This window comes from Amycolatopsis sp. NPDC003865, assembly GCF_053605345.1.
In genome coordinates this window covers 329,798-352,511 of record NZ_JBSGJA010000007.1, presented here as the reverse complement: position 1 = coordinate 352,511, position 22,714 = coordinate 329,798, and the positions used below count along the sequence as shown (strand labels likewise).

Genomic DNA, 22,714 nt, shown 5'->3' with positions numbered 1-22,714 from the left:
TTCAGGCGGAGACCGCGACGCGGGCCTCGCGCCGGGCCAGGATCGCCCGGTACTGCAGGATGACCACGACGCCGAAGGCCAGGTAGATCCCGGCCATCCCGGCCGTGCTCACCACCGCGCTCAGGCTGATCAGGATCGAGTTGACGATCTGGCCGAACCGGATGTGCAGGTAGTACGCGGCCAGGTAGCGCGGCCGGCCGTCGTCCGGGGCCAGCTCGGCCAGCAGGGCCTGCTGCACCGGCAGGTTCATCAGTTCCCCGACGGTCAGCACGACGACGGCGACGAGCAGCAGCCACGCGTCATCGGTGACGGCCAGCACCGCGAACCCGCCCGCGTACAGCGTGATACCCGCGTAGAGCCGCGCCCGGTCCGGCATCCGCTTCAGCAGCGTGTTGACCACCAACGCGAACGCGACGACGAGGACCGTGTTGACCGCCTTGAGCACGCCGAGCATCTCCACGCCGGTCACCACGCCGAACGGGAACACCGGCTGCGTGGGGAAGTCCGTCGACAGCCGGATGCCGATCGCGGTGCTCAGCTGGCCTTCCAGGGTCAGGATCAGCGTGGCGGCGATGATGAGCCGGCGGAACGTCGAGTCGGCGAGCACGACCTTGTAGCCCTGCGCGAACTGGGCGAGCCCGGTCAGTTTCGTCGGCGGCCGGGGAATCTCCGGTTTCGTCTCCGCCACCATCGTGACGGTGATCGTGAGGGCGAACGCCATCCCGATCGCGCCGCCGAGGATCACCGCGCCGAAATGGCTGCTGTACAGGAACGCGCCGAGCAGCGCGCCGGTGCCGAGGGCGAGGTTGATGACCCAGTAGTTGACCGTGTAGACGAACTTGCGCTCGTCCGGCGGCGTGACGTCGATGATCGTCGCGTCGTTGGCGGGCAGCGCGAGGTTCGTCCCGAACTTCACGATGGCGTAGGCGAAGTAGACGGCGAGCGCGCCCCACTCCGAGTAGTAGGCGACCGCCATCACCGCGAGGAAGCCGGTGCCGATCAGGTCGCCGACGACGAGCACCGGGCGCCGTCCCCAGCGTTCGGACAGGTGGCCGCCCACCAGCATGCCGATCACCGCGAACGCGGCGAACACCAGGATCAGCGCGCCGGCGACCGCGACGCCGACGTGCGCCGCGAGGTAGATCGCGATGAACGTCAGGATCATCGCGTCGATCAGCTTGTGCACGAACGCGAGGCCGATCCGGACCCGGACGTTGCGGTGCAGGGCGAAGAAGCTCCTCATCGGACCTCGACCTCGATCAGGGAGCGGACGTGGTCCGCGCGGGCTCGGGCTTGTTCCGCGGCTTCGGAACCGGTGAGGATCACGAAACCGTGCCGGGTCTTGGAGCTGACGGTCTCCGGCAGGACGTCCCCGGGGGCGAACGGGAAGCTCAGGATGTCCACATAGTCCAGTGCGCGGGCTCGCTCGAGACCGGTGACCGACCGCAGAACTCCCGTGGGGAAGGAGAAGTAGGCGATGTGCCCGACCGAGCCGCCCGGCTCCGGCAGCGACGTCCGCCCGGCGAGCGCGGCGAACATCGCCCGCTTGACGTCGAAGCCGCGCGCGTGCCGGATGATGTCCGGGATCTTGTCCCCGCCCAGCCGGGCCTGCGACTCCACGATCCGCGGCCCGGCTCCGGTCAGGATGACCTCCGTGTGCGCCGGGCCGCACTGGTAGCCGACGGCGTCGAGCAGCTCGACCGCGAGCGCGGCGACCTCCCGCGTCTCCGCCGTCTCCGGCTCGCCGAAGAGGTGGCCCCGCTCGACGAAGTGCGGCAGCGGGCCGAGCAGCTTGCGCGTCACGCCGATGACGTGGTGTTCGCCGCGCACGGTCATCGTCTCGACGCTGAACTCGGGCCCGCGCAGGTATTCCTCGACCAGCAGCGGCCCGGAATAGGCCAGCGCGGCCAGTTCGTCGCCCCAGGCGGGCAGCTCGGCCGGGTCGGTGAGCAGCCGCGTCCCGCGGCTGGCCGACAGCGCGGCGGGCTTCACCACGACCGGCAGCGTGAACCCGGCCAGCAGCGGCTCGACGTCCTGCCAGCGGTCCGCGACGGCGAACCGGACGGTCGAGATGCCCTTGTCGCGCAACAAGGTCCGCATCGCGAGCTTGTCGTTGAGCAGGAACACCGAACGCGGCGAGTTGACCGCCACGCCCAGTTCGTCGGCCACCTCATAGGCGAGCTGCATGCTCTCCTCGGAGCCGACGTGCCAGACCCGGCGGGCGCCGGTGTCCCGGACGGCCGCGCGGATCGCCTCGGCGTAGGCGGCGCGGTCGGTGAAGTCGACCAGCCACAGGCTTTCGGCGAGGCTCTCGACCTCCTTGAGGTAGGCGGGCGCGTCCGCGCCGAACAGCCGCGTGGCTTCGGCCGGGTCCCAGATCGCCGTGATCCGGAAGCCCTCCGCCCGCGCCTTGCCGAGGTATGCCTTGTAGGGCATCACCATCACGAGGTCCGGCATGTCTTCTCTTCCTCCCGTCCTGGGTCCAGCCTCACCGACGCGGCCATCAGCGGGCCATCGGCGGCGCATCGGCGCGGGTCTCGACGACGATCTGCTGCGCGGCGGCCTCGGCGATCCGGCCCGCCAGGTAGGCGTCCGCGGCTGTGGCGAGGACGTGGCCGACGCGGTCTTCGTTCACCCGCAACGGGTCGACCCGCCCGCCGGGGCCGACCGACACCCCGGCTTCGCGGACCCCGGGCACCGCGGCCGCGATGTCCAGGCCGGTCACGGCGGTCACGACCCCGGGATCGGCGGTGAGGTAGCGGATGGCCGCGCCGCGCGCCGGCTCGGTCACGACGTCGCCGGCGGACTCCCCGAGGTACTGGCGGATCAGCAGCTCCATCGTGCACCAGCCGAAACTGGCGTCCATCAGCTCGGTGATCCGGTCGCCCGCCGGCCGCGGGTTGATCTCGATCAGCTTCGGGCCGTCGCCGGTGTACTTGAGCTCGACGTGCGCGATGCCGAGGTCGAAGCCGACGGCTTCGGTGGCGGCCACCGCGGCCGCCTCCAGCTCGCGCCGGACGTCGCCGGGCAACGCCGTCGGGAAGCTGTGCCCCAGCTCGACGAACCGGTTGCGGCCGCCGAGGATCTTGTCGGTGACGCCGAGCACCCGGACCGCGCCCGCCTCGGCCAGCACCTCGACGCTGACCTCGAACCCGACGAGGCACTCCTCGACGAGCACCTCGGGCGAGCGGGCCTGGCCGCGGCGGTTGGTCGTCTCGGAGCGGATCGCGGTGAACGTCCCGGTGACCTCGTCGAGCGTGCCGCAGCGGACGACGTGGGCGCCGCTGGTCTCGTCGACCGCCTTCACCACGCACGGCAACCCGATCTCCTCGGCCGCCCGCACCGCCTGCCCGGCCGTCGTGACGACGCGGAATTCCGGGACGGGCACGCCGCGTCCGGCCCAGCGACGTCGTTGCGCGGCCTTGTCACGGGCGATCCGGACGGCAGCCGGGTCGGGACCGGGGAGGCCGAGCTGGCGGGCCGCTTCGGCGGCCTGGATCACCTCGTACTCGGCCACCGACAGCAGCGCGTCGAGGGGCTTGGCGGCGTCGACGGCCTTGACCGCCTCCAGCAGCGGTTCCAGCTCGTGGGTCGGGCAGGACACGAACTCGTCGACGCACGTTTCGAGCACCTCGGTGCCGCCCGGCGTCGCGTGGTAGCGGTCCAGCCCGCGGCTGAAGAAGGTGACGTGCAGGCCCAGCCCGCGCGCCGCCCGCAGGGCGTCGAACCCGGACCCGGACCGGTTCGACTCGACGAACCCGATGCGTCTCATGTCCGTTCCCTCACTCGTAACTCAGGCCCGGCGTGCGGGCGCGCTTCAGCTCGAAGAAGTGCGGGTTGCGCGCGAGCGCGACCACGCCGTCGAAGAGGTCGACGGCGTCCTGCCCGCGGGGGATCGCGTTGAGCACGGGCCCGAAGAAGCCGGTGCCGTCGACGTGGATCGCCGGTGTGCCGAGGTCCGCGCCGACCGGGGCCAGCGCCTCTTCGTGGCTCTTGCGCAGGGCTTCGTCGTACTCGGTGCTCTCCATCGCGTCGATGAGCCCGGCCGGCAGGCCGGCCTCGGCCAGCGCCTGCGCGACGACGGCGGGGAAGTCCTTGTTCCGTCCGTTGTGGATCCGGGTGCCGAGCGCGGTGTAGAGATCGCGCAGGACGTCCTCGCCGTGCTGCTGCGCGGCGGCGACGCAAACCCGGACCGGGCCCCACGAACGGTCGCAGAACTCGCGGTACCACGGCTCGATCTCGCGGTCTTCGTTGAGCACGCCGAGGCTCATCACCCGGAACCGCAGGGTGACTTCGCGGTGGCGTTCGACCTCGAGGATCCACCGCGAGGTGATCCAGGCGAACGGGCAGGCGGGGTCGAAGTAGAAGTCGATCTTCACGGGGTCCTCTCCGGGGTGTGCAGCCAGCCGAACTCGTCGGGGGTCTCGCCGTACTGGATGTCCAGCAGCGTGTTGAGCAGGCGGCGGGTGACCGGGCCGGTGGTGCCGTCCCCGACGGCCCACTCGCCGTCCGGCGTGACCGCGTGCCCGACCGGGGCCAGCGCGCGGGCCGTCCCGCAGGCGAACGTCTCGGTGATGCGCCCGTCCCGGCAGCCGCGCTGCCAGTCGTCGAGGGTCACCGGCGCTTCGGTGACCGCCAGCCCGAGCCGCGCGGCCAGCCGCAGGATCGAATCCCGCGTGACGCCGGCCAGCAGCGTCCCGCTCAGCGGCGGCGTCACGAGCCGGTCGCCCTCGACGAAGAACAGGTTGGAGCCGCCCACTTCTTCGACGTACCGGCGCTCGCGCGCGTCCAGCCAGACCACCTGGTGGCAGCCGTGCGCCGCTGCCTCGCGCTGCGCGACGTACGACCCGCCGTAGTTGCCGCCGCACTTGATCGTGCCGGTACCGCCGTCGGCCGCGCGGACGTACTCGGGCGACGCCCACAGCCGGATCGGGGCCGGTTCCGCCGTGGCGGGCCGGGCGGGACTGCCGATGACCGCGAACAGGTACTCCTCGGCGGGCCGGTTCGACAGGTGGGTCTCGCTGGCGATCATGAAGGGCCGCAGGTAGAAGCTGTGCCCGCGGGTGCGCGGCACCCAGTCGCCGTCCAGGCGCAGCAGCGCCTCCACGGCCGCGAGGAAGTCGGCCTCCGGCAGCTCGGGCATGGCCATCCGGCGGGCCGAGCGCGCGAACCGGGCGGCGTGGTCGCGCGGCCGGAAGAGGGCGTGCGCGCCGTCCGGCCGCCAGAACGCCTTCAGTCCCTCGAAGATCGTCTGTCCATAGTGGAACGCCATGGTGGCCGGGTGCAGCGAGAACGCGGTGAGCGGCCGGCTGCGGGCGTCGTGCCAGCCGCGGCCGGCGGTCCACCGGGCGGTGACCATGTGGTCGGAGTAGAGCGATCCGAAGCCCGGCATGCGCAGGAGTTCTTCGCGCTGCCCGGCGGGCATCGGGTCGGTCCGCTCGTGGGCGAAGTCCAGGGTCGTCATCGTCGCTCCTCGCGTTCGAAGCGGGCCAGGGCCCGGTCGGCCAGCGGGCCGGCCAGTCCGGTGTAGCCCGCCGGGTCCAGCAGGCCGGGGGGAACGTCGAGCAGGCCGGCCAGGTCCGCACCGGTCCGCTCGGCCTCGGCGGTGGCTTCGGTCAGCAGGCGCTTGGCCGCGGCTTTGCCCAGCTTCGGGGCCAGGACGGCGTTGACGCGTTCGGAGACGATCGCGCCCCGGGTCAGCCGCAGGTTCGTCGCCATCGCCCCGGGGTGCACCCGCAGCGTCGCGGCCAGCCGGACGCCGTTCGCGGCGGCACCGGCGGCGATCCGCAGGGCCTCCCGCAGCGGCTGCCACTCGGCGTGCCAGCCACCGGAGGAGCGTTCGTCCTCGGCGGCCATCGAGCCGAACAGCACGGTGGCGAGCGGCGGCAGCTGCCGGGCGGCGGTCGCCACGAGCGTCGCGAACACCGGGTTGTGCTTCTGCGGCATCGCCGAGGAGGCGCCGCGGCCGGGCGCGCGTTCCTCGGATACCTCGCCGATCTCGGTGCGCGCCAGCACGAGGACGTCGGCGGCGATCTTGCCGAGCGCGCCCGTGGTGACCAGCAGCGCCGAAGCGACGTCGGCGATCGGCGTGCGGATCCCGTGCCAGGGCAGGACCTGCGGGGCGAGCCCGAGCCTGCGCGCCACCCGGTCGGGCAGTTCCAGCGAGCCGGGACCGTACTCTTCGTACGCGGCGAGGGTCCCGGCCGCACCACCGAGCGAGACCGGCAGGTCCGCGCGCGCCCGGCGCACCCGCTCGACGGCGTCGAGGACGAGGTGCAGCCAGGTCGCCGCCTTGAGCCCGAACGTGACCGGCACGGCGTGCTGGGTCAGGGTGCGCCCGGCCATCGGTGTGTCCCGGTGGGTCCGGACGTGGTCCGCCAGGCCCGCGGCGGTGGTTCGCAGATCACGCTCGACGCGGTCGAGGGTGCTCGCGCACAGCAGCATCAGGGCGGTGTCGAGGATGTCCTGGCTGGTGCTGCCGCGGTGGACGTACTCGGCGGCGGCCGGGTCGACGGCCGCGGTGAGGCCGGTGACGAACGCGACCACCGGGTTCGCCGTCTCGCGCACCCCCGCGGCGATGGCCTGGGGGTCGAGGTCGGCGACGGCGACCGCACGGATGGCCTTGGCGGCGGTCTCGGGGATCGCGCCCAGCTCGGCTTGTGCCTCGGCCAGGGCGGCTTCGGTGTCGATCATCGCGGCCAGCAGAGCGTGGTCGTCGACGAGTTCGCCGGCGCCGGTCCCGGCCCACGCCGGGGCGAGCAGCTCGCTCACGCGGTCCTCCCCAGGTCGTCCCGTTCGGCGGCGATCCGCAGGCACGAGCGCGCGATGGCGTCCGCGTCGCCGAGGATCACCGAGTTGACGCCGGGCCGGATGCCCGCCGCCGTCACCCAGTGCACCGCTTCCGTCGGCACGCCGAACGCGAAGCGGCGCGGGTGGGGCCGCCCGCCCGTGTCCAGCACGTGGTACGGACGGCGCGTCACCGCGAGGCCGCCCGTCTCGAACTCCCCGATGCGGTACGGGCGGCACTCGCCGCGCGCCAGCAACGCGCGCAGCAGCGGGTCCGTCGTGCGCCGCAGGTCGGTGTCCGGCAGGCGCGCCTCGATCAGCGTCTTCGCGTGGACCGTGACGTCGGGGCACGCGGCCGACCGCGCGACGAACCGGCCGCCCGCGGCCTCGATCCGCAGGTCCGGGCCGAGCACCTCGAGCACGCCCGCGTCGAGCAGCGCGCCGAACTGCTCGACGCGTTCGGCGGGCGGCCCGATCGACAGGTACGCGTTGAGCGGCATGTACCAGCGCCGCAGGTCGTCGCGGTAGGACGCGCCGGAGATGCCGCCGTGGTCGACGACCAGCCGGATCTCGTTGCGCAGGTCGCGCAGGACGTCCGTGGCCGCCTTGAGCGGGCCGGTCACGTTGCCCTTGCCCGCCTCGGCCAGATCGGTGTCCACAAAGGACCGGAGCCACGTGCGGAACGTCGCCGTCGAGGCCAGGTCGGCGGCCGAGTACGGCGTCGCGACGCCTCCCCAGTCCCAGCTCTCCTCGAGCCCGAACTTGGCCAGCACGATCCGCTGGGCCTCGGTTTCCCGCACCGCCAGTGGATCCGCGGGCACCTCCGCCGGCCCGGCCGCCGCGAACGCTTCGGTGAACTCCTCGACGTCGCACGCGCACCCCCGCTCCCGCACCAGCGCCGCGTAGAAGACCGTGCGGACCTCCTGGTCGATCAGCGGCCAGACGTCCCGCCGGAAGTCGGCGCCGGCCCGCAGCCGCTCGATCACCGAGGTGGTGAGGAACCGCGGTTCGTGCCGCCCGGACGCGCCCTTCTCGTTGCGGGCACGGGCCTGGTACGGAACCCCGCGCCGCGACCCGGCGACCAGCCGCGGCTCCCGGCCGGACGGCACGTACTCGAGCGCGCCGCCCGGCTCGCGGACGAACTCGCCGCCGCGGCCGAGCGTGAGCAGGGCCAGGTGGTCGAAGAATTTCAAGCCCATCCCGCGCAGCAGCACCGGCTCCCCCGCCGGGACGTCGTCGAGCGACGCGTCGGCCGGGTTGCCCGGCGCGAGGTAGCGCAGGCCGTGCCGGGCGGCGTACCGGCTCAGGTCCGCTTCGGCCGGGCTGAGCTCGTGCGGCTGGTGCCCCAGCGCGAGCACGACCGCGGCCAGCCCGCCGATGGTCGTGCCGTCGTCGAGCACGACGTCCTGCCCGGTTCCGGTGTCCCGGACGTCGACCGCCCGCGCCTGGTGCGCCACGAACTCGAGCGACGGCGGCGCGGTCCGGGTGATCCGCCGCCGCGTCCACCGCAGGTAGCTGCCGTAGAACGCCCGGGACGGGTAGTCGTCCGGGCCCAGCCGCTCGGCTTCGGCGCGGACGGCGTCCGGCACGTCCGGGCTGCCGAGCAGGGCGATCGAGCGCGCCCACTCGTACAGGCTCGGACCGCGCACGACCGGGCCCGCGCAGTCGACGGTGTCGTCGACGAACATCGTCACCTGCGACGCGACGGTGTTCATCAGCAGCAGGCGGTCCTGCGTGCTGCGCCACACCTGGCCGCCGTCGGCCAGCCGCGGGTCGATCAGGTGCACGACGAGCCGGTGGCCCCGCGGCACGAGCGCGCGTGCGTTGGCGCTCAGCCGTTCCGCGACCGACAGCCCGCGCGGGCCGAGCCCGGCCACGGCGATCTCCGACGTCTCCCCGAACACGATCTCCCACTCCCGTACAGGTCGTGGGTGAGAGCACACTGCTTCTCACCCACGAGGTCTTGGTCAGCGTTGGTGCAAGGTGCGGCCCAGGCCGGCCGCGGCGCCGGCCAGCCGGGTCATCAGCCCGGCGAACTGCTCCGGCCGCAACGCCTGTTTGGCGTCGCACAGCGCCTGCTCCGGCTGGACGTGCACGTCGATCAGCAGTGCGTCCGCGCCGGCCGCGATGGCGGCGAGCGAGAGCGGCTCCACCAGTTCCGGCCGGCCGCCCGAATGGCTCGGGTCGACGATCACCGGCAGGTGCGTGCGCTGCTTCCACAGCGCCACCGCGGTCAGGTCGAGGGTGAACCGCGCCGACGGCTCGAACGTGCGGATGCCGCGCTCGCACAGCACCACCTGGTCGTTGCCCTCCAGCAGCAGGTACTCCCCGGCGGAAAGGGTCTCCTCGACGGTGCAGCCGAACCCGCGCTTGAGCACCACCGGCAGGCCGCTCTGGCCCACCGCGCTCAGCAGCGCGAAGTTCTGCATGTTCCGCGCGCCGATCTGGAAGCCGTCCACCACTTCGGCCAGCCGCTTGACGTGCTCCGCGTCGACGACCTCGGTGACGAACGGCAGGCCGGTCCGCTTCCGCGCCTCGACGAGCAGCTCGAGCCCGGAGAACCCGAGGCCCTGGAACGAATGCGGCGACGTCCGCGGCTTGAAGACGCCGCCGCGCAGGGCGACGGCACCGTGCTCGGCGACGACCCGCGCCGTCGCCAGCATCTGCTCCGGCGTCTCGACCGCGCACGGCCCGGCGATCACCGCGACCGAGCCGTCTCCGATCGTCGCGGGGCCGAGGGCGACCTCGGTCCCGGCCGGGCGCAGCTCCCGGCGGCCCAGCCACGCCTCGCCGCCCCGCGGCACACGCCGGGTCGGCGACGGCAAGTCCGCCGCCGCGGCGAGCAGCTCGGGGTTGTCCACTCCGGACACCGGGAGGACGTGGCTGGCGCCGAGGCGGTAGACCTGCGTCGGCGTGCCGGCGGACTCGAGGTACCGCAGCCAGCCGTCGACCCGGGCGCGGGTCACGGTCTCGTCGAACACGAGCAGTTGGTCTTGGTGGGTCACGGCGATCGTCTCTTCTCCGATGGTCACGCGAGCGCGTCGCTCGTCGCGAGGTTTTTGCCCCGGCGGTCCCGGACGTGGACGGCGAGGTCCTTGTACTTGTCGCGGAGGAAGCGCTTGAGCGACTTCCCGGTCACCCCGAGCGGGAAGTCGTCGTCGCCGGTGGCGACCTCGACGACCGACAGTTCGGGTTTCCCGTTGGCGCGCAGGGCTTCGTTGGCCGCGAACAGCACCTTCTCGGCGTCGACGTCCCGGCCGGTCACGACGGCCACGGCCACCTTCTCCCCGCCGTAGCCGCCGGCCACGACGGTGCAGTCCTCGACGCCGGCGACCTCGTTGAGGATGAGTTCCTCCATGAGCACCGAGTAACCGGGGCCGTCGGCGGTGGGCACGACGTCGACCGCGCGGTCGACCTGGTAGAAGTTGCCCTCTTCGTCGCGGTAGGCGATGTCGCCGGTCAGCCAGTAGCCGGCCAGCTTGCTGCGGTAGTAGGTGTCCTGGTTGCCCCAGTACCCCACGGTCATCGACGGCGGTTTCGCGCCGAGGAAACCGTATTCGTAGGGCTCGGCGAGCGTGCCGTTCTCCCGCACGATGGCGACCTCGGCGAACCCGACCGACTTGCCGACGCAGCGGTCGTTGCGCTCGGTCGCGAGGGTGCGCGGCTGCATGAGCACGCCCCAGCCCAGCTCGGTGGTGCCGAGCCGGTCCAGGAACGCGGCGGGCGGGCGCTCCGGCGACCGGCGGCCGAGGATGTTCTTCAGGTGCCGCTCGTGGATGGCGTCCGCCATGGACACCCAGATGTTCACCGAGTCCAGCGCGCGCGGCGCCGTCTCGATCGCCGCGAGCTCCGGGTAGGCGTGCCCGAAGGCCATCACCATGGTCGGCTGGTGCTTCTCGACGGCGTCGGCGAGTTCGGCGCCGGTGACGTCCCGGTGGACGACCATCGGCTGGCCGCCCAGCACGGCGTAGGCGTTGAACGACACACAACCCTGGTGCGACTGGGGAAGCGCGTTGAGGATGAGCGCGTCGGGCTCCTCCTGGTAGTTCACCGCACGCCACTTCGGACCGTCCAAAAGGGTCTTGTGGGTGTGGATGACGGGCTTCGGCAGGCCGGTCGTGCCGGAGGAGTGCATGAGGCCGACGGGGTCGTCGGGGTGGTGGCGGAACCGGTCGGCTTCGGGCAGGACCGCCGACGGCGGGCCGACCTGCTCGGTGTGCACCCACTTCAGGTTCAGCCGGTCGAGGTCCGGGGCGATCCGGGCGAGCCGTTCGGAGTCGGTGTAGAGGCCGGTGGCGCCGCTGCGCTCGATCAGGGCGACGGCGCTGTCGCGCTTGGCGTTGCTGTTGATCAGCATGGAGATGGCGCCGATCCGCGCGAGCGCGGAGAGGTGCAGGAAGTACTGGATGGAGTCCGGCGGGAAGACCGCGACCCGGTCGTGCGGCCGCACCCCGCGCTCGAGGTACCACACCGACCAGCTCTGCACGAGGTGGTCGAGGTCGCGGAGGCTGAACCAGGTCTTCGTTTCGCCGTCGGTGTAGGGGATCGGCGTGAGCGAGTGGAGGAAGGGCTCGTCCGGGAAGGGGTTGAGCTCCAGCATGGCGGGCAGCAGGTTTCCCCCGCCGATGGTCGGATCGGCGAGCACCCGGGCGCGCAGCTCGGGGCTCAGGACGGTCTTGTGCGTGAACTCCATGGCATCACTTTCTGCTGCGGGACCACGGTTTTTGTCTCCTAGTACCGAGGATGCCGGGCCGGGCCATCGGCGCGGCCTTGCCGGTGCATCGGCCCTGCATCGGCGCGGATGCATTGCCCGGCAAGGGTTTGCGGTGCGTACCGGAGGCGTCACGCAAGGACAGCGGCGGCCGCCGGTCAGCCGAGGCTGCACTCCAGCTCGACGGCCGAGGGCAGCGGCCGGCCGAACGTCGTCAGCAGCGTCTCGTGTTCTTCGGCCTTCTCGCGCGCGTGCTCGCGGACCAGGGCGTGGAAGTGGTACCGGCCCGCCGTCCGCTGCCGCAGCACGTGGGCGTCGAACAGCTCCTCCAGCACCCGTTCGACCTCCGGCCCCGGCTGGTTCACCAGCCGTGCCGCGTCGGCCGCGTCGAACTCCTCGCCGGCGAACGCGCCCAGGGCCCGGAAGAGCCGGCGCTGCGCCGCGGTCAGCCGCTCGTAGGAGACCTCGAACCGCGACTCCACGCTCCGGTCCTCCAGGCTCAGCTCGGCCAGCCGCCGCACCCGGTCGCGCAAGCGGAACACCAGGTCCTCCAGGGACCACGCGGGCCGGTTGTGGAAGCGGCACGCCGCGATCGTGACCGCCAGCGGCAGGTTCCCGCACAGCGCCACGACCTCGGCGACGGCGTCCGGCCGGTCCGCGGTCCGGTCCGGTCCCGCGATCCGGGTGAACAGCGCCGCCGCGTCCGGTGCCGGGAACACGTCCAGCGAGCGGGAGGTCACCCCGTCGAGGCCGGCCAGCCGGCGGCGGCTCGTGATGATCACCTGCGCCTTGCCCGTGCCGGGCAGCAGCGGCCGGACCTGCCGGGCGTCGAAGGCGTTGTCCAGCACCACCAGAACGCGCCGCTCGGCGACCTCCGCGCGCCAGCGGGCCGCGCGCTGCCGGGCGTCGCGGGGGATCCGGGACGGCGGGAGCCCGAAGTCCAGCAGCAGCCGCTCCAGCGCCGCGTCCGGTTCGAGCGGCTCCTGGCCCGCCGTGTGCCCGTGCAGGTCGATGTAGAGGTGGCCCTCGGGGTACCGGTGCGCGAGCTGGTGGGCGAGCCGCACCGCGAGCGTCGTCTTGCCGGAGCCGGCCATCCCGTCGATGGCCAGGATGCTCAAGGCGGTCCCGGCGGGCCGGCTGCCGGCCAGGAAGCGCAGCTCCTCGGCGCGGCCGGTGAAGTGCGCGGTGTCGTACGGCAGGAAGGAGCGGCCCGCCGCGGGCTCGGCCGGCCGCCGCTTCGGCAGGTCGTCGCGCAGGATCCGTTCGTACAGCTCGCGGATGCTCGCTCCGGGGTCGACCCCCAGTTCGTCCCGCAGCATCCGCCGGCCCTGTTCGTACGCGTTGAGCGCGTCGGCCGTGCGGCCGCACCGGTGCAGGGCCAGCATCAGCAGCTTGCGGGTCTCCTCGCGCAGCGGGTGCCGCGAGACGAGCTCGCCGAGCTGCGGGACGAGCGCCGACGCCTCGCCGCCGTCCAGGCGCAGCCCGATGAGCCGTTCGGTGGCGGACAGGCGGTTCTCCTCGAACCGCGCGGCGACGATCTCGAACACCGGGCTGTTCAACCCGGACAGCGCCGGACCGTTCCACAGGCCGAGCGCGGCCTCCAGGTGCTCGACGGCCGCGGTGGCGCGCCCGGCCGCGGCCGCCGCCGAGGCCGACGCGACCAGCGTGGTGAACCGGTGCGCGTCCACGTCCTGGGGGTCGACGGTGATCCGGTAGCCGGGACCGTCCTTGACGACGAGGTGCTTGGCCGCCCCGAAGCTGCGTCTCAGCGCGGCGACCGCGTTGTGCAGCTGTCTTCGCGCGGTCACCGGCGGCTCGCCGTCCCACATGGCCTCCAGCAGCCGGTCGGCGCCGACCACCTTGTTCACGCTCAACAGCAGCATCGCCAGCAGCCGCTGCTGGCGCAGGCCGCCGAGGTCCACCCGCTCCCCGTCACGCTGGACCCGCAGGGTGCCGAGCAACTCGAAGTACATGCGATCCTCCCCCACCGTACGCGGGCGGCCACCGCTCGCTGCCGTCGCCGCCGAACCCGGGAAATATAGCCGAGAAATGCGCTCGGCAAGACGTAACAACCGACACGGTGTTTTCGGCACGACATCGCCGGGAATGATCGACTCGGTCCGTACACGAATCGTCGCAACCGGCCGACGAATATGTCCGACGTGATAGCGGCGGTTCGATGTGTGCTTTTTTCACGACCCGTTCGGCGACGGCACAAATCACCGCGCGGGCGAATTGCCCGGCGGCGGTGCGAGTGCGGGAGCCCGGTAGGCGCCGACCTCGCCCGGACCGGTCAGGCCGAGGCCGGCGAGCTCGCCGACGACGGCCGCGGCGAGCCCCGGCCGAGCTGCGACAGCCACGTGCGCAGGGCCATCCACCTCCACCCGGAATCCCCGGCCGAGCAAGCGCACGCGCAGGTCTCGCGGGCGGATCCCCGCCTCGGCCAGCCGCGCGCCCACCGCGATCTCGGCGCGTTCCACCAGTCCCAACCTCCCTAAAGAGACGGGGACGCCCACGGAGATACGTGAGGCGAGGCAAGGTGTCGACGGCTTGTCCGCCACGGGCAGCCCCCACGCGGCCGCCAGCGCCCTGACCTCGGCTTTGCCCAGCCCGGCCGCGGCCAGCGGCTCGACGACGCGCAGTTCGCGGGCCGCGCGCAGGCCGGGCCGGTGCAGGGCGCGGTGGTCGTCGGCGTGCGTGCCGGTGGCCACGTGCGCGAACCCGCGCCGTGCCGCGAGCGCGCCGATCGCGTCCAGCACCGTCCGTTTGCAGAAGTAGCAGCGGTCCCCGGCGTTGTCCCGGTAGCCGGGAACGGCGAGTTCACCGGTCGGGACTTCGGCGAGCTCGGCGCCGAGGCCGGCCGCGATCTCCCGCGCGGCGGCGAGTTCGGCCCGCGCGAGGCCGGGCGAGTCGGCGATCGCCGCCAGCACCCGGCCGGCGGGCAGCACCCGCACGGCCGCGGCCAGCACGACCGCCGAGTCGACGCCGCCGGAGAAGGCGACGGCGACCCCGCCGAGCTCGCGGACCCGGTCCAGCAGCCGATCTTCGATTCCGGCCGCCATTACGGCGTCCCCGCTGGTGGCGACGTCACGATGAGTCGGTTCCGGCAAAAGAACAGCACTTGTCCCCCACTCGAGGCGTGTTGCGTGCGGTAAGTCGATCGCGGCGGGTCCACCCAGTCAACCCATTGCCGTATTCGTAAGACGGCCCCCTCCGGACAGTTTACATACAACGCGCGACGAGGCTAACGTGTCGAACGTGGTATCGACTGGGGTTACGGCGGCGACCGCCGATCTGGGTTTCGCGCGATTGGATCTCGACCGGGCCGCCCGGACCGGGGATCCGGAAGTGGTGTTCGGCGCGGGGAAGACCCCGGAGCAGATCGCGGCCGCGCTCGCGCGGCTGCACGAAGCCCATCCCGGCCGCGCGGTGCTCGCCACGCGGGTCGGCGACGAAGCCCGCGCTCTGTGCCGCGATCGCCTGCCGGGCGCGGACATCGACGACGCCGGCCGGACGGTGACGCTCGGCGCGCCGCCCCCGCCGCGCGGCAAGGTGGCCGTGGTGTGCGCGGGGACCTCGGACCTGCCCGTCGCGCGGGAGTGCGCCACGACGGTGGCGGTCTTCGGCGCGGAGCCGGACCTCGTGGTCGACGTCGGCGTGGCCGGGCTGCACCGCTTGCTGGCCGAACGCGACCGGATCGCCGCCGCCGACGCCGTCGTGGCGATCGCCGGCATGGAGGCCGCGCTGCCGACCGTCCTCGGTGGACTGTGCGGGAAGCCGTTGATCGCCGTGCCCACGAGCGTCGGCTACGGCTGGCACCTCGACGGCCTGACCGCGTTCCTGACCATGCTGAACAGCTGCGCCCCCGGGGTGGTGACGGTCAACATCGACAACGGCTTCGGCGCGGGCGTCGCGGCGGCCCGCGTCGCCCGGCAGTCGGTGGCGCCGTGACCGTCGCGTGGATCGACGCGGGGAACGGCTGCGCCGGCGACATGCTGCTGGCCGCGCTGGTCGACGCGGGCGCGGACTTCGACGCGATCACCGACGGGCTGGCCGGGCTGGGCGTCGACGACATCCGGCTGACCGAGCAGGTGGTGCGGCGCCACGGCCTGCGCGCGCGGCAGGTCGTCGTCGAGGCGCCCGAGACGCGCCACGCCCGCCACCTCCCGGAAATCCTCGGCCTGATCGCCGCCGCCGCGCTGCCCGACGCCGCGAAAGGCTTTGCCACCAAGGTGTTCGACCGGCTGGCGGACGCCGAAGCCGCGGTGCACGGCATCGGCCGCGACCACGTGCACTTCCACGAAGTCGGCGCGCTGGACGCGATCGCCGACATCGTCGGGTGCGCCCTCGGCCTGGACGCGCTCGGCCTGCTGGACGCGACCGTGACGGTCTCGCCGATCGCCGTCGGTGGAGGCACGGTGACGGCGGACCACGGCCGGCTCACCGTGCCGCCGCCCGCGGTGCTCGCGCTCCTCACCGGGGCCGGCGCACCGGTCGCCGCACACCCGGCGATGCGGGAGCTGTGCACGCCCACGGGCGCCGCGCTGCTGGTCTCGCTCGCCGACGCCTACGGCCCGATGCCGTCGTGCGTGCCGGTCCGGGTCGGCGTCGGGGCGGGCACGGCCGACCCGCCAGGGCACGCGAACATCGTCCGGGTCGTCGTCGGCGCGGGGGCGGAGGAACGCGCGTGGGTGCGCGCGAAGCTGACCGTCGTCGAGACGACGGTCGACGACCTCGATCCCCGGCTGTGGCCCGAAGTCCTGGCCGCCCTGCGCGCCGCGGGCGCCGCCGACGCGTGGTGCGCGCCGGTGACCGCGCCGAAGGGCCGGCCGGGCGTGGTCCTGACGGCGCTCGCGGCCGAAGACCGCGTCGACGGCATCTGCGCGACGGTGTTCGCCCACACCTCGACGCTCGGCGTGCGCCTGTCCCCCGTCGAGCGGCGCTCCCTGCCGCGCGACAGCGTCACCGTCGACTACCGCGGGCACGCGGTGAGCGTGAAGCGCGGGTTCCTCAACGGGTCCGTGGTCACGGCGCAGCCGGAGTACGACGACGTCAAGGCGGCCGCGGACGCCACCGGCCGGCCGCTGCGCCGGGTGCTCGAGGAAGTGCGCGCGGCCGTCGAGCCGGAGCGCCACGAGCACTGATCAGGGCAGCCCCGGCAGCAGCTTGTCCAGGGTGATCGGCAGATCGCGCACGCAGACGCCGGTGGCGTGGAAGACCGCGTTGGCCACCGCCGCCGCCGTGCCCACGATGCCGATCTCGCCGACTCCCTTGCTGCCCATGGGGTTCACGTGCGGGTCGACGTCGTCGAGCCAGTGCGCCCGCAGGTCCAGGACGTCCGCGTTGGCCGCGATGTGGTACTCGGCCAGGTCGTGGTTGACGACGTGGCCGAACCGCGGGTCGAGCAGGCTGTGCTCGTGCAGGGCCATCGACAGGCCCATGGTCATCCCGCCGAGGAACTGCGAACGCGCGGTGCGCGGGTTGACGATCCGGCCGGCCGCGAACGTGCCGTGCAGCCGCGCCACCCGGACCTCGCCGGTGTCGGCGTCGACGCGGGCTTCGGCGAACTGCGCCCCGAACGCGTACATCGCGTAGCGGTCCTCGTCCGGGTTCTCCGGTGTTCCCGCCGAAACCTCGTCCCCGTCGCCGGGGTCGTCGCCGTACTTGTCGCGGAACGCCTCGGCCGCCGCGACCAGCGTGGCGCCCCACGACGTCGTCCCGGTCGACCCGCCGGCGACCGTGGCCTCGGGGTGGTCGGTGTCGCCGATGCGGACGTCGACGTCCTCGACCGGTACGCCGAGGGCGTCCGCCGTGATCTGCGGCAGCACCGTCCACGCGCCCGTGCCGAGGTCGGCGGCCCCGATTTCCGCGGTGTAGCGGCCCTTTTCGAACCGGACGACCGCCGTCGAGCCCGGCATCCGCTTCGCCGGGTAGACCGACGCGGCGACGCCGGTGCCGACCAGCCACCGGCCGTCCCGGCGGACGCCCGGCCGCGGATCGCGGTCCGCCCAGCCGAAAGCTCGCGCGCCGGTGCGCAGGCACTCGACGAGCCGGCGGCCGGAGAAGGGGTTACCGGTCTCCGGGTCGCGCTCGGGTTCGTTGCGCACGCGCAGCTCGACCGGGTCGATGCCCAGCTCGTACGCGAGTTCGTCCATCGCCACCTCGGGCCCGAACATGCCGGGGCACTCCCCCGGCGCGCGCATCCACGACGGCACCGGCACGTCGAGCGCGGCGAGGCGGTGGCCGGTCCGCCGGTTCGGCGCGGCGTACATCATCCGCGCGGGCACCGCGGTCTGCTCGGCGAACTCCTTGATCCGCGACGTCTGCTCGACGACGTCCAGCCGGATCGCCCGCAGCCGTCCGTCGCGGCCGACGCCCAGGCGCATCCGCTGGATCGTCGGCGTGCGGTAGCCGGCCAGGCTGAACATCTGCTGCCGGGTCAGCGCGAGCTTCACCGGACGGCCGGGTACGGCCCGTGCGGCCAGCGCCGCGAGGACGACGGGGGCGTGCGCGGTGCCCTTCGACCCGAAGCCGCCGCCGACGTACGGGCAGCTCACCCGCACCTGCGCTGCGGGCAGGCCGAACACCTTCGCGACGGTGCCGCGCACCGGGTGGACGCCCTGCGTGGAGTCCCACAGCGTGAGCGTGCCGTCTTCCCAGAGCGCCGTCGTGGTGTGCGGCTCGAGCGGGTTGTTGTGGTACATCGCCGTCGTGTACGTCCGGTCGACGGTCACGGCGGATTCGCGCAACCCGGCCTCGACGTCGCCCTGGTCGGTGTCCGTCGGGAAGGACGGGTTGACCTTCTCCGGTTTGTAGAGGTCGTCGCGGTCGGCGCGCAGCTCGACGTCGGCTTCGCCGCGGTCGTACTCGACCTCGACGAGGTCCGCCGCCTGCCGCGCGGTCTCCGGGCTGTCGGCGATCACCAGGGCGAGCACACAGCCGCGGAACGGGACCTCTTGGTCCTGCAGGACCGCCAGTTCGGCGTCCTCGGTGTCGGCCAGCCGTTCGGCGGTGAACGGCGTCAGCACCCGCAGGACGCCGTCGAGCGACTCGGCCTCGACGGTGCCGACCCGCGTGCACCGGCCGCGCGCGATCGTCGCCTGCACGGGATGGCAGTAGGCCGCGTGCTCGACGGGGGCCTCGTAGGCGTACGGCGCGGTGCCGGTGACCTTCGCCGGCCCGTCGCGGCGGGTGAGGGCGCGGCCGATGGCCCGCGGTTCCAGCAGTCCGGTCATCGGGGGCGCTCCTCGGCGGTCAGCTCGCGCAGGACGGCGGTCAGGGTGCGGGTGACGAGCGGGATCTTGAAAGCGTTTCCCCCGTCGATCCCCTCCAGCGGGCGGGCGTCGGCGAGTTCGGCTTCGGCAGCCGCGCGGAACAGCGCGTCGGTGGGGCGTTCGCCACGCAGGACGTCTTCGGCGCGGTGGGCCCGCCACGGCTTGTGCGCGACCCCGCCGAGCGCGACCCGGACGTCTTCGACCGTGCCATCCACAATGGACACCGCGGCCGCCGCGGAAACCAGGGCGAACGCGTAGGACGCCCGGTCGCGGACCTTGCGGTAGGCCGACCGGCGGGCCCACGGCAGCGCGGGGACGGTGATCGCGGTGATCAGGTCGCCGTGGCCGAGAACCGTGTCGCGGTCCGGCCGGTCGCCGGGCAGGCGGTGGAGCCCGGTGAACGGGACGTCGCGCTCGCCTTCCGGCCCGAGCACGCGCACCCGGGCGTCCAGCGCGGCCAGCGCCACCGCCAGATCGGACGGGTGGGTGGCGACGCAGTGCTCGGACGCGCCGAGCACCGCGTGCTGGCGGGTGGCCCCGCCGAGCGCCGAGCAGCCTTCGCCGGGCGTGCGCTTGTTGCACGGCGTCGTGACATCCTGGAAGTACACGCACCGGGTGCGCTGCAACGGGTTTCCGCCGGTGGTGGCCATGTTCCGCAGCTGCGCCGACGCGCCCGCCAGCAAGGCCTGGGCCAGCACCGGGTAGCGCTCCCGGACGCGCCGGTCGGCCGCGAGGTCGCTGTTGCGCACGCCCGCGCCGATTTCCAGGCCGCCGTCGGCGTCCTCCCGGACCTCCGTCGACGTCAACGCCGTGACGTCGACGAGCCGGCCGGGTGCGGCGATGCCGAGCTTCAGGTGGTCGACCAGGTTGGTGCCGCCGCCGAGGAACTCCGCCGCCGGATCACCCGCGACGACCTCGACCGCCTCGGCGGCCGTGGCCGGCCTGCCGTACGCGAACGGTTTCACCGGTTCCCTCCCGCCTGCCGCACGGCGGCCACGATCCCGGCGTAGGCACCGCAGCGGCAGAGGTTCCCGCTCATCCGCTCGGCGATCTCGTCGTCAGTCCACTGTGGAGTTTCGGTGACCGGGGCGGTGACGTGGCTCGGCGCGCCCTCGGCGAACTCGGTCAGCAGCCCGGCCGCGGAGCAGATCTGGCCGGGAGTGCAGTAGCCGCACTGGAAGCCGTCGTGTTCGAGGAAGGCTTGCTGCACCGGGTGCAGCTCGCCGTCCGGCGCCAGGCCCGCCGCCGTCGTCACCTCGGCGCCTTCGCAGGTCACCGCGAGGACGAGGCAGGCGAGCACCCGCCGGCCGTCGAGCAGGACCGTGCAGGCACCGCACTGGCCGTGGTCACAGCCCTTCTTCGGGCTGTGGACGCCGAGCTGGTCGCGCAGCAGGTCGAGCAGCGTCCGCCGCGGGTCGACGGTGACCCGGCGCGCGGTCCCGTCGACCCTCAGCTCGAGTGTGGTGGTCATGCGACGTCCAGCACCGTCTTGAGCCAGCCCTCCTCGCGGCGGTCGAACGTCCGGTAGGCGTCGATCGCGGAGGTGGGCTGTTCGTGCTGCGTGATGAACGGCGTCGGGTCGACCGCGCCGGAGGCGACCAGCCCGATCAGTTTCGGGACGTACCGGCGGTGGTTGCAGTTGCCCATGTGGACGGTGAGGTTCTTGTTCATGGCCTGGCCGAACGGGAACCGGTCGAAGCCCGGTGGGTAGACGCCGATCACGCCGATGGTCCCGGCCTTGGCCACGGCCTCGACCGCCCAGCGCGCGGCCAGGCTCGGGGCCTCGCCCGGCACCCACTGGTCGCCGTCCGGGGCGGCGTCGGGCGCGGCCACCTCGCGTTCCGCTTCGAGGTCTTCGCCCTGCCCCGCGGCGGGCCCGCGAGCCGGGCGCTGGGCGTCGACGCCGACCGCGTCGATCACCCGGTCCACGCCGATACCGCCGGTCAGCTCCTTGACCAGGGCGACCGGGTCCTCGGCGTTGAAGTCGACCGTCTCCGCGTTCTGGCCCCGGGCGAGGTCCAGCCGGGAGGCGATGCCGTCCACGACGAACACGCGGCCGGCGCCCTGGCGCTTGGCGGAGGCGATGGCGAACTGCCCGACCGCGCCCGCGCCCAGCACGAGCACGCTGTCCCCCGCGCCGACCTCGGCCAGGCGTGCCCCGAACCACGCGGTCGGGAAGATGTCGGAGACGAGGATCGCCTGGTCGTCGGTGACGTTGTCGGGTACGCGGACGAGCGTGGTCATGGCGAACGGGATCCGGGCGTACTCGGCCTGCAGCCCGTCGACCGGGCCGGTGGACTCGGGACCGCCGAAGAACGACGTGCCCGCGGACGGGCCGTTCGGGTTGGCCGTGTCGCACTGGGCGTAGTACCCGGCCCGGCAGTACGCACAGGTCCCGCACCCGATCGTGGACGTCACCACCACGCGGTCACCGGGGGTGAAACCGCGGACGGCCGGGCCCACCTCTTCGACCACCCCGACGGCTTCGTGACCCAGCACGGTCCCCGGCACCATCCCCGGCATCGTGCCCCGCACGAGGTGCAGGTCGGTGCCGCAGATCGCGCTGCGGGTGATCCGGATGACGGCGTCACTCGGCTCCAGGATCTTCGGGTCGGGCACCTCGTCCAGCCGGATGTCGCCGACGTCGTGCCACACCACTGCCTTCACGTTCGCCTCCGGAGGTCGTTTCGGAGGCGGTTGCCCGCTGGGCGGCCGCGCAAACGGCCACCGGCGGAAAGATGTCAGGGCCGCTTGCCGACACCGGTCGCGAGCTCGTGCAGCCGGTGCCGGTCCGGGGCCAGCGGGGCCGTGTCCGCGCCCGCGCCCGCGCGCAGCCCCTCGAGGAACTCGGTCAGCGTGCTCGCGGCATCGTGCCGCGGCCGCCAGTCCAGCTCGGACTCCGCGCGGCTCGTGTCCATCAGCGGCAGCCGCAGCACGGCGTCGAAGAGCCCGGGCGTCGCCGGGACCGCGTGCAGCCGCCAGGCCGCGTCCACCGCCGCCCGGACCACGCCGGCCGGGACCGGGACCGTCCGGGCGTGCAGCAGGTCCGCGGCGAAGCGGGGGTCGACGACCGGGCCCGTCGCGATGTTGAACGCCCCGCGCACCGGCCGCGTCACGGCCCGGCGGACCGCGTCGGCCAGGTCGGCGGTGTGCACGACCTGCGCGCGCAGTCCCCGGACGTCCGGGACCAGCGGGATCAGGCCCGGCCGGATCAGGCTGCCCGGTACGAACGGCCCGCCGAACAGGCGGCGCTGCGCGGTCGCGGCCGCGCGCTGGAAGACGAACGCGGGCCGGACGCGCACGACGTCGAGCTTCGGGTGGCGCTGCTCGAACGCGTCGAGATAACGCTCCACATAGGACTTCTCACGCGTGTACGCCGCACCGGGCCAGCCGTGCGTCGGCCAGTCCTCGGTCACCGGTTCGTCGTTCTCACGCGGCGAATACGCGCCGACCGACGACGAGTAGACGAGCTTGGGCACGCCGGCGGCGGCCGCGGCGTCGAACACCCGCAGCGAGCCGAGGACGTTGGCGCGCCAGGTGGTTTCCGGGCGGCGCGTCGGCTGGAACAGCCACGCCAGGTGGACGACGGCGTCGGCGCCGCGGAACAGCGGCACGAGGTCGGCGCGCTCGACGTCGGCCGCGACGACGCCCCCGGCCGGCCGCCGCGCCAGCCCGGCGACCGTCTCGACCTGCGGATCGGCCTCCAGCGCCGCGACGACGCCGGTGCCGATGTTGCCCGTTGCTCCCGTGACCACGATGCGCATCGGGGCCGGTTACCCGGCCGGTCGCCGGACAACCCTGCTATGTTCGAGGTGAAGATCCTTACCGAGGGAGCAGTCGTGGCAGGTGACGTCGACATCTCCGGATAGCTCCGGAGTGTGCAGGCCCCCGGCAGTGCCGGCGCGGGCCGCTTTCGACGTCCCCCTTTCGCTTCGCACCACTT

Annotated in this window: 18 protein-coding genes; 2 read left to right on the top strand and 16 right to left on the bottom strand. The window is 73.3% G+C overall.

From position 1 onward, the window contains the following. Window position 1: 1 nt before the first annotated feature. The 11 genes from ACWEVP_RS19620 to ACWEVP_RS19570 form a co-directional block, all read right to left on the bottom strand. A complete protein-coding gene (locus tag ACWEVP_RS19620) occupies window positions 2-1,243 on the bottom strand; it encodes an MFS transporter (protein WP_452063949.1) in 1,242 nt (413 codons plus the stop codon). Next, window positions 1,240-2,457: an ATP-grasp domain-containing protein gene (locus ACWEVP_RS19615; RefSeq protein WP_452063948.1), complete on the bottom strand. Its 1,218-nt coding sequence runs from the start codon at window positions 2,455-2,457 to the stop codon at window positions 1,240-1,242. Before ACWEVP_RS19615 ends, ACWEVP_RS19620 begins: the two co-directional genes overlap by 4 nt. Window positions 2,458-2,503: 46 nt before the next feature. Continuing rightward, window positions 2,504-3,772 (bottom strand): ATP-grasp domain-containing protein, encoded by a 1,269-nt coding sequence (locus ACWEVP_RS19610; RefSeq protein WP_452063947.1) that lies wholly within the window; start codon window positions 3,770-3,772, stop codon window positions 2,504-2,506. Window positions 3,773-3,782: 10 nt separating this feature from the next. Next, window positions 3,783-4,379 (bottom strand): mycothiol-dependent nitroreductase Rv2466c family protein, encoded by a 597-nt coding sequence (locus ACWEVP_RS19605; protein WP_452063946.1) that lies wholly within the window; start codon window positions 4,377-4,379, stop codon window positions 3,783-3,785. Further along, a complete protein-coding gene (locus ACWEVP_RS19600; RefSeq protein WP_452063945.1) occupies window positions 4,376-5,464 on the bottom strand; it encodes a branched-chain amino acid aminotransferase in 1,089 nt (362 codons plus the stop codon). Before ACWEVP_RS19600 ends, ACWEVP_RS19605 begins: the two co-directional genes overlap by 4 nt. Further along, window positions 5,461-6,771 (bottom strand): class-II fumarase/aspartase family protein, encoded by a 1,311-nt coding sequence (locus ACWEVP_RS19595; protein WP_452063944.1) that lies wholly within the window; start codon window positions 6,769-6,771, stop codon window positions 5,461-5,463. Before ACWEVP_RS19595 ends, ACWEVP_RS19600 begins: the two co-directional genes overlap by 4 nt. Further along, window positions 6,768-8,690 (bottom strand): FAD/NAD(P)-binding protein, encoded by a 1,923-nt coding sequence (locus ACWEVP_RS19590; protein WP_452063943.1) that lies wholly within the window; start codon window positions 8,688-8,690, stop codon window positions 6,768-6,770. Before ACWEVP_RS19590 ends, ACWEVP_RS19595 begins: the two co-directional genes overlap by 4 nt. Before the next feature lie 63 nt (window positions 8,691-8,753). After that, the gene (gene aroF / locus ACWEVP_RS19585; RefSeq protein WP_452063942.1) at window positions 8,754-9,818 is read right to left on the bottom strand and encodes a 3-deoxy-7-phosphoheptulonate synthase; all 1,065 of its coding nucleotides are present in this window, start codon (window positions 9,816-9,818) and stop codon (window positions 8,754-8,756) included. Beyond that, the gene (locus ACWEVP_RS19580) at window positions 9,815-11,479 is read right to left on the bottom strand and encodes a class I adenylate-forming enzyme family protein (RefSeq protein ID WP_452063941.1); all 1,665 of its coding nucleotides are present in this window, start codon (window positions 11,477-11,479) and stop codon (window positions 9,815-9,817) included. The genes aroF and ACWEVP_RS19580 overlap by 4 nt, the downstream gene beginning before the upstream one ends. Before the next feature lie 176 nt (window positions 11,480-11,655). Beyond that, window positions 11,656-13,470: a BTAD domain-containing putative transcriptional regulator gene (locus tag ACWEVP_RS19575; protein ID WP_452063940.1), complete on the bottom strand. Its 1,815-nt coding sequence runs from the start codon at window positions 13,468-13,470 to the stop codon at window positions 11,656-11,658. Between the two features lie 246 nt (window positions 13,471-13,716). Beyond that, a complete protein-coding gene (locus ACWEVP_RS19570) occupies window positions 13,717-14,559 on the bottom strand; it encodes an ATP-dependent sacrificial sulfur transferase LarE (RefSeq protein WP_452063939.1) in 843 nt (280 codons plus the stop codon). Window positions 14,560-14,755: 196 nt separating this feature from the next. Here ACWEVP_RS19570 and larB point away from each other — a divergent pair, with 196 nt between their 5' ends. Further along, window positions 14,756-15,448, top strand: coding sequence for a nickel pincer cofactor biosynthesis protein LarB (gene larB, locus ACWEVP_RS19565; protein ID WP_452063938.1), 693 nt, complete (start codon window positions 14,756-14,758; stop codon window positions 15,446-15,448). Continuing rightward, window positions 15,445-16,641, top strand: coding sequence for a nickel pincer cofactor biosynthesis protein LarC (gene larC / locus ACWEVP_RS19560; RefSeq protein WP_452063937.1), 1,197 nt, complete (start codon window positions 15,445-15,447; stop codon window positions 16,639-16,641). The genes larB and larC overlap by 4 nt, the downstream gene beginning before the upstream one ends. On the opposite strand, the gene ACWEVP_RS19555 is transcribed toward larC, so the two are convergent. The 5 genes from ACWEVP_RS19555 to ACWEVP_RS19535 all read right to left on the bottom strand — a co-directional run bounded on the left by ACWEVP_RS19555 (window position 16,642) and on the right by ACWEVP_RS19535 (window position 22,535). Further along, a complete protein-coding gene (locus ACWEVP_RS19555; RefSeq protein WP_452063936.1) occupies window positions 16,642-18,732 on the bottom strand; it encodes a xanthine dehydrogenase family protein molybdopterin-binding subunit in 2,091 nt (696 codons plus the stop codon). It abuts the gene before it with no gap. Continuing rightward, window positions 18,729-19,736 carry an FAD binding domain-containing protein gene (locus ACWEVP_RS19550; protein ID WP_452063935.1) on the bottom strand — a complete coding sequence of 336 codons (1,008 nt, stop codon included), beginning with the start codon at window positions 19,734-19,736 and terminating at the stop codon, window positions 18,729-18,731. The genes ACWEVP_RS19555 and ACWEVP_RS19550 overlap by 4 nt, the downstream gene beginning before the upstream one ends. Then, entirely contained in the window at window positions 19,733-20,242 is a 510-nt protein-coding gene (locus ACWEVP_RS19545) for a (2Fe-2S)-binding protein (RefSeq protein WP_452063934.1), read from the bottom strand. Before ACWEVP_RS19545 ends, ACWEVP_RS19550 begins: the two co-directional genes overlap by 4 nt. Continuing rightward, window positions 20,239-21,438, bottom strand: a complete 1,200-nt coding sequence (locus ACWEVP_RS19540; protein WP_452063933.1) for a zinc-dependent alcohol dehydrogenase — start codon at window positions 21,436-21,438, stop codon at window positions 20,239-20,241. Before ACWEVP_RS19540 ends, ACWEVP_RS19545 begins: the two co-directional genes overlap by 4 nt. A gap of 74 nt (window positions 21,439-21,512) precedes the next feature. After that, window positions 21,513-22,535: an NAD-dependent epimerase/dehydratase family protein gene (locus ACWEVP_RS19535; RefSeq protein ID WP_452063932.1), complete on the bottom strand. Its 1,023-nt coding sequence runs from the start codon at window positions 22,533-22,535 to the stop codon at window positions 21,513-21,515. Window positions 22,536-22,714 lie beyond the last annotated feature (179 nt).

What these genes read in the sequence shown, in the direction of transcription:
- ACWEVP_RS19610 (WP_452063947.1), bottom strand. Translation starts at nt 3,772, where the DNA reads ATGAGACGCATCGGGTTCGTCGAGTCGAACCGGTCCGGGTCCGGGTTC.
- ACWEVP_RS19555 (WP_452063936.1), bottom strand. Translation starts at nt 18,732, where the DNA reads ATGACCGGACTGCTGGAACCGCGGGCCATCGGCCGCGCCCTCACCCGC.
- ACWEVP_RS19575 (WP_452063940.1), bottom strand. Translation starts at nt 13,470, where the DNA reads ATGTACTTCGAGTTGCTCGGCACCCTGCGGGTCCAGCGTGACGGGGAG.
- ACWEVP_RS19580 (WP_452063941.1), bottom strand. Translation starts at nt 11,479, where the DNA reads ATGGAGTTCACGCACAAGACCGTCCTGAGCCCCGAGCTGCGCGCCCGG.
- ACWEVP_RS19545 (WP_452063934.1), bottom strand. Translation starts at nt 20,242, where the DNA reads ATGACCACCACACTCGAGCTGAGGGTCGACGGGACCGCGCGCCGGGTC.
- ACWEVP_RS19615 (WP_452063948.1), bottom strand. Translation starts at nt 2,457, where the DNA reads ATGCCGGACCTCGTGATGGTGATGCCCTACAAGGCATACCTCGGCAAG.
- ACWEVP_RS19570 (WP_452063939.1), bottom strand. Translation starts at nt 14,559, where the DNA reads ATGGCGGCCGGAATCGAAGATCGGCTGCTGGACCGGGTCCGCGAGCTC.
- ACWEVP_RS19620 (WP_452063949.1), bottom strand. Translation starts at nt 1,243, where the DNA reads ATGAGGAGCTTCTTCGCCCTGCACCGCAACGTCCGGGTCCGGATCGGC.
- ACWEVP_RS19600 (WP_452063945.1), bottom strand. Translation starts at nt 5,464, where the DNA reads ATGACGACCCTGGACTTCGCCCACGAGCGGACCGACCCGATGCCCGCC.
- ACWEVP_RS19535 (WP_452063932.1), bottom strand. Translation starts at nt 22,535, where the DNA reads ATGCGCATCGTGGTCACGGGAGCAACGGGCAACATCGGCACCGGCGTC.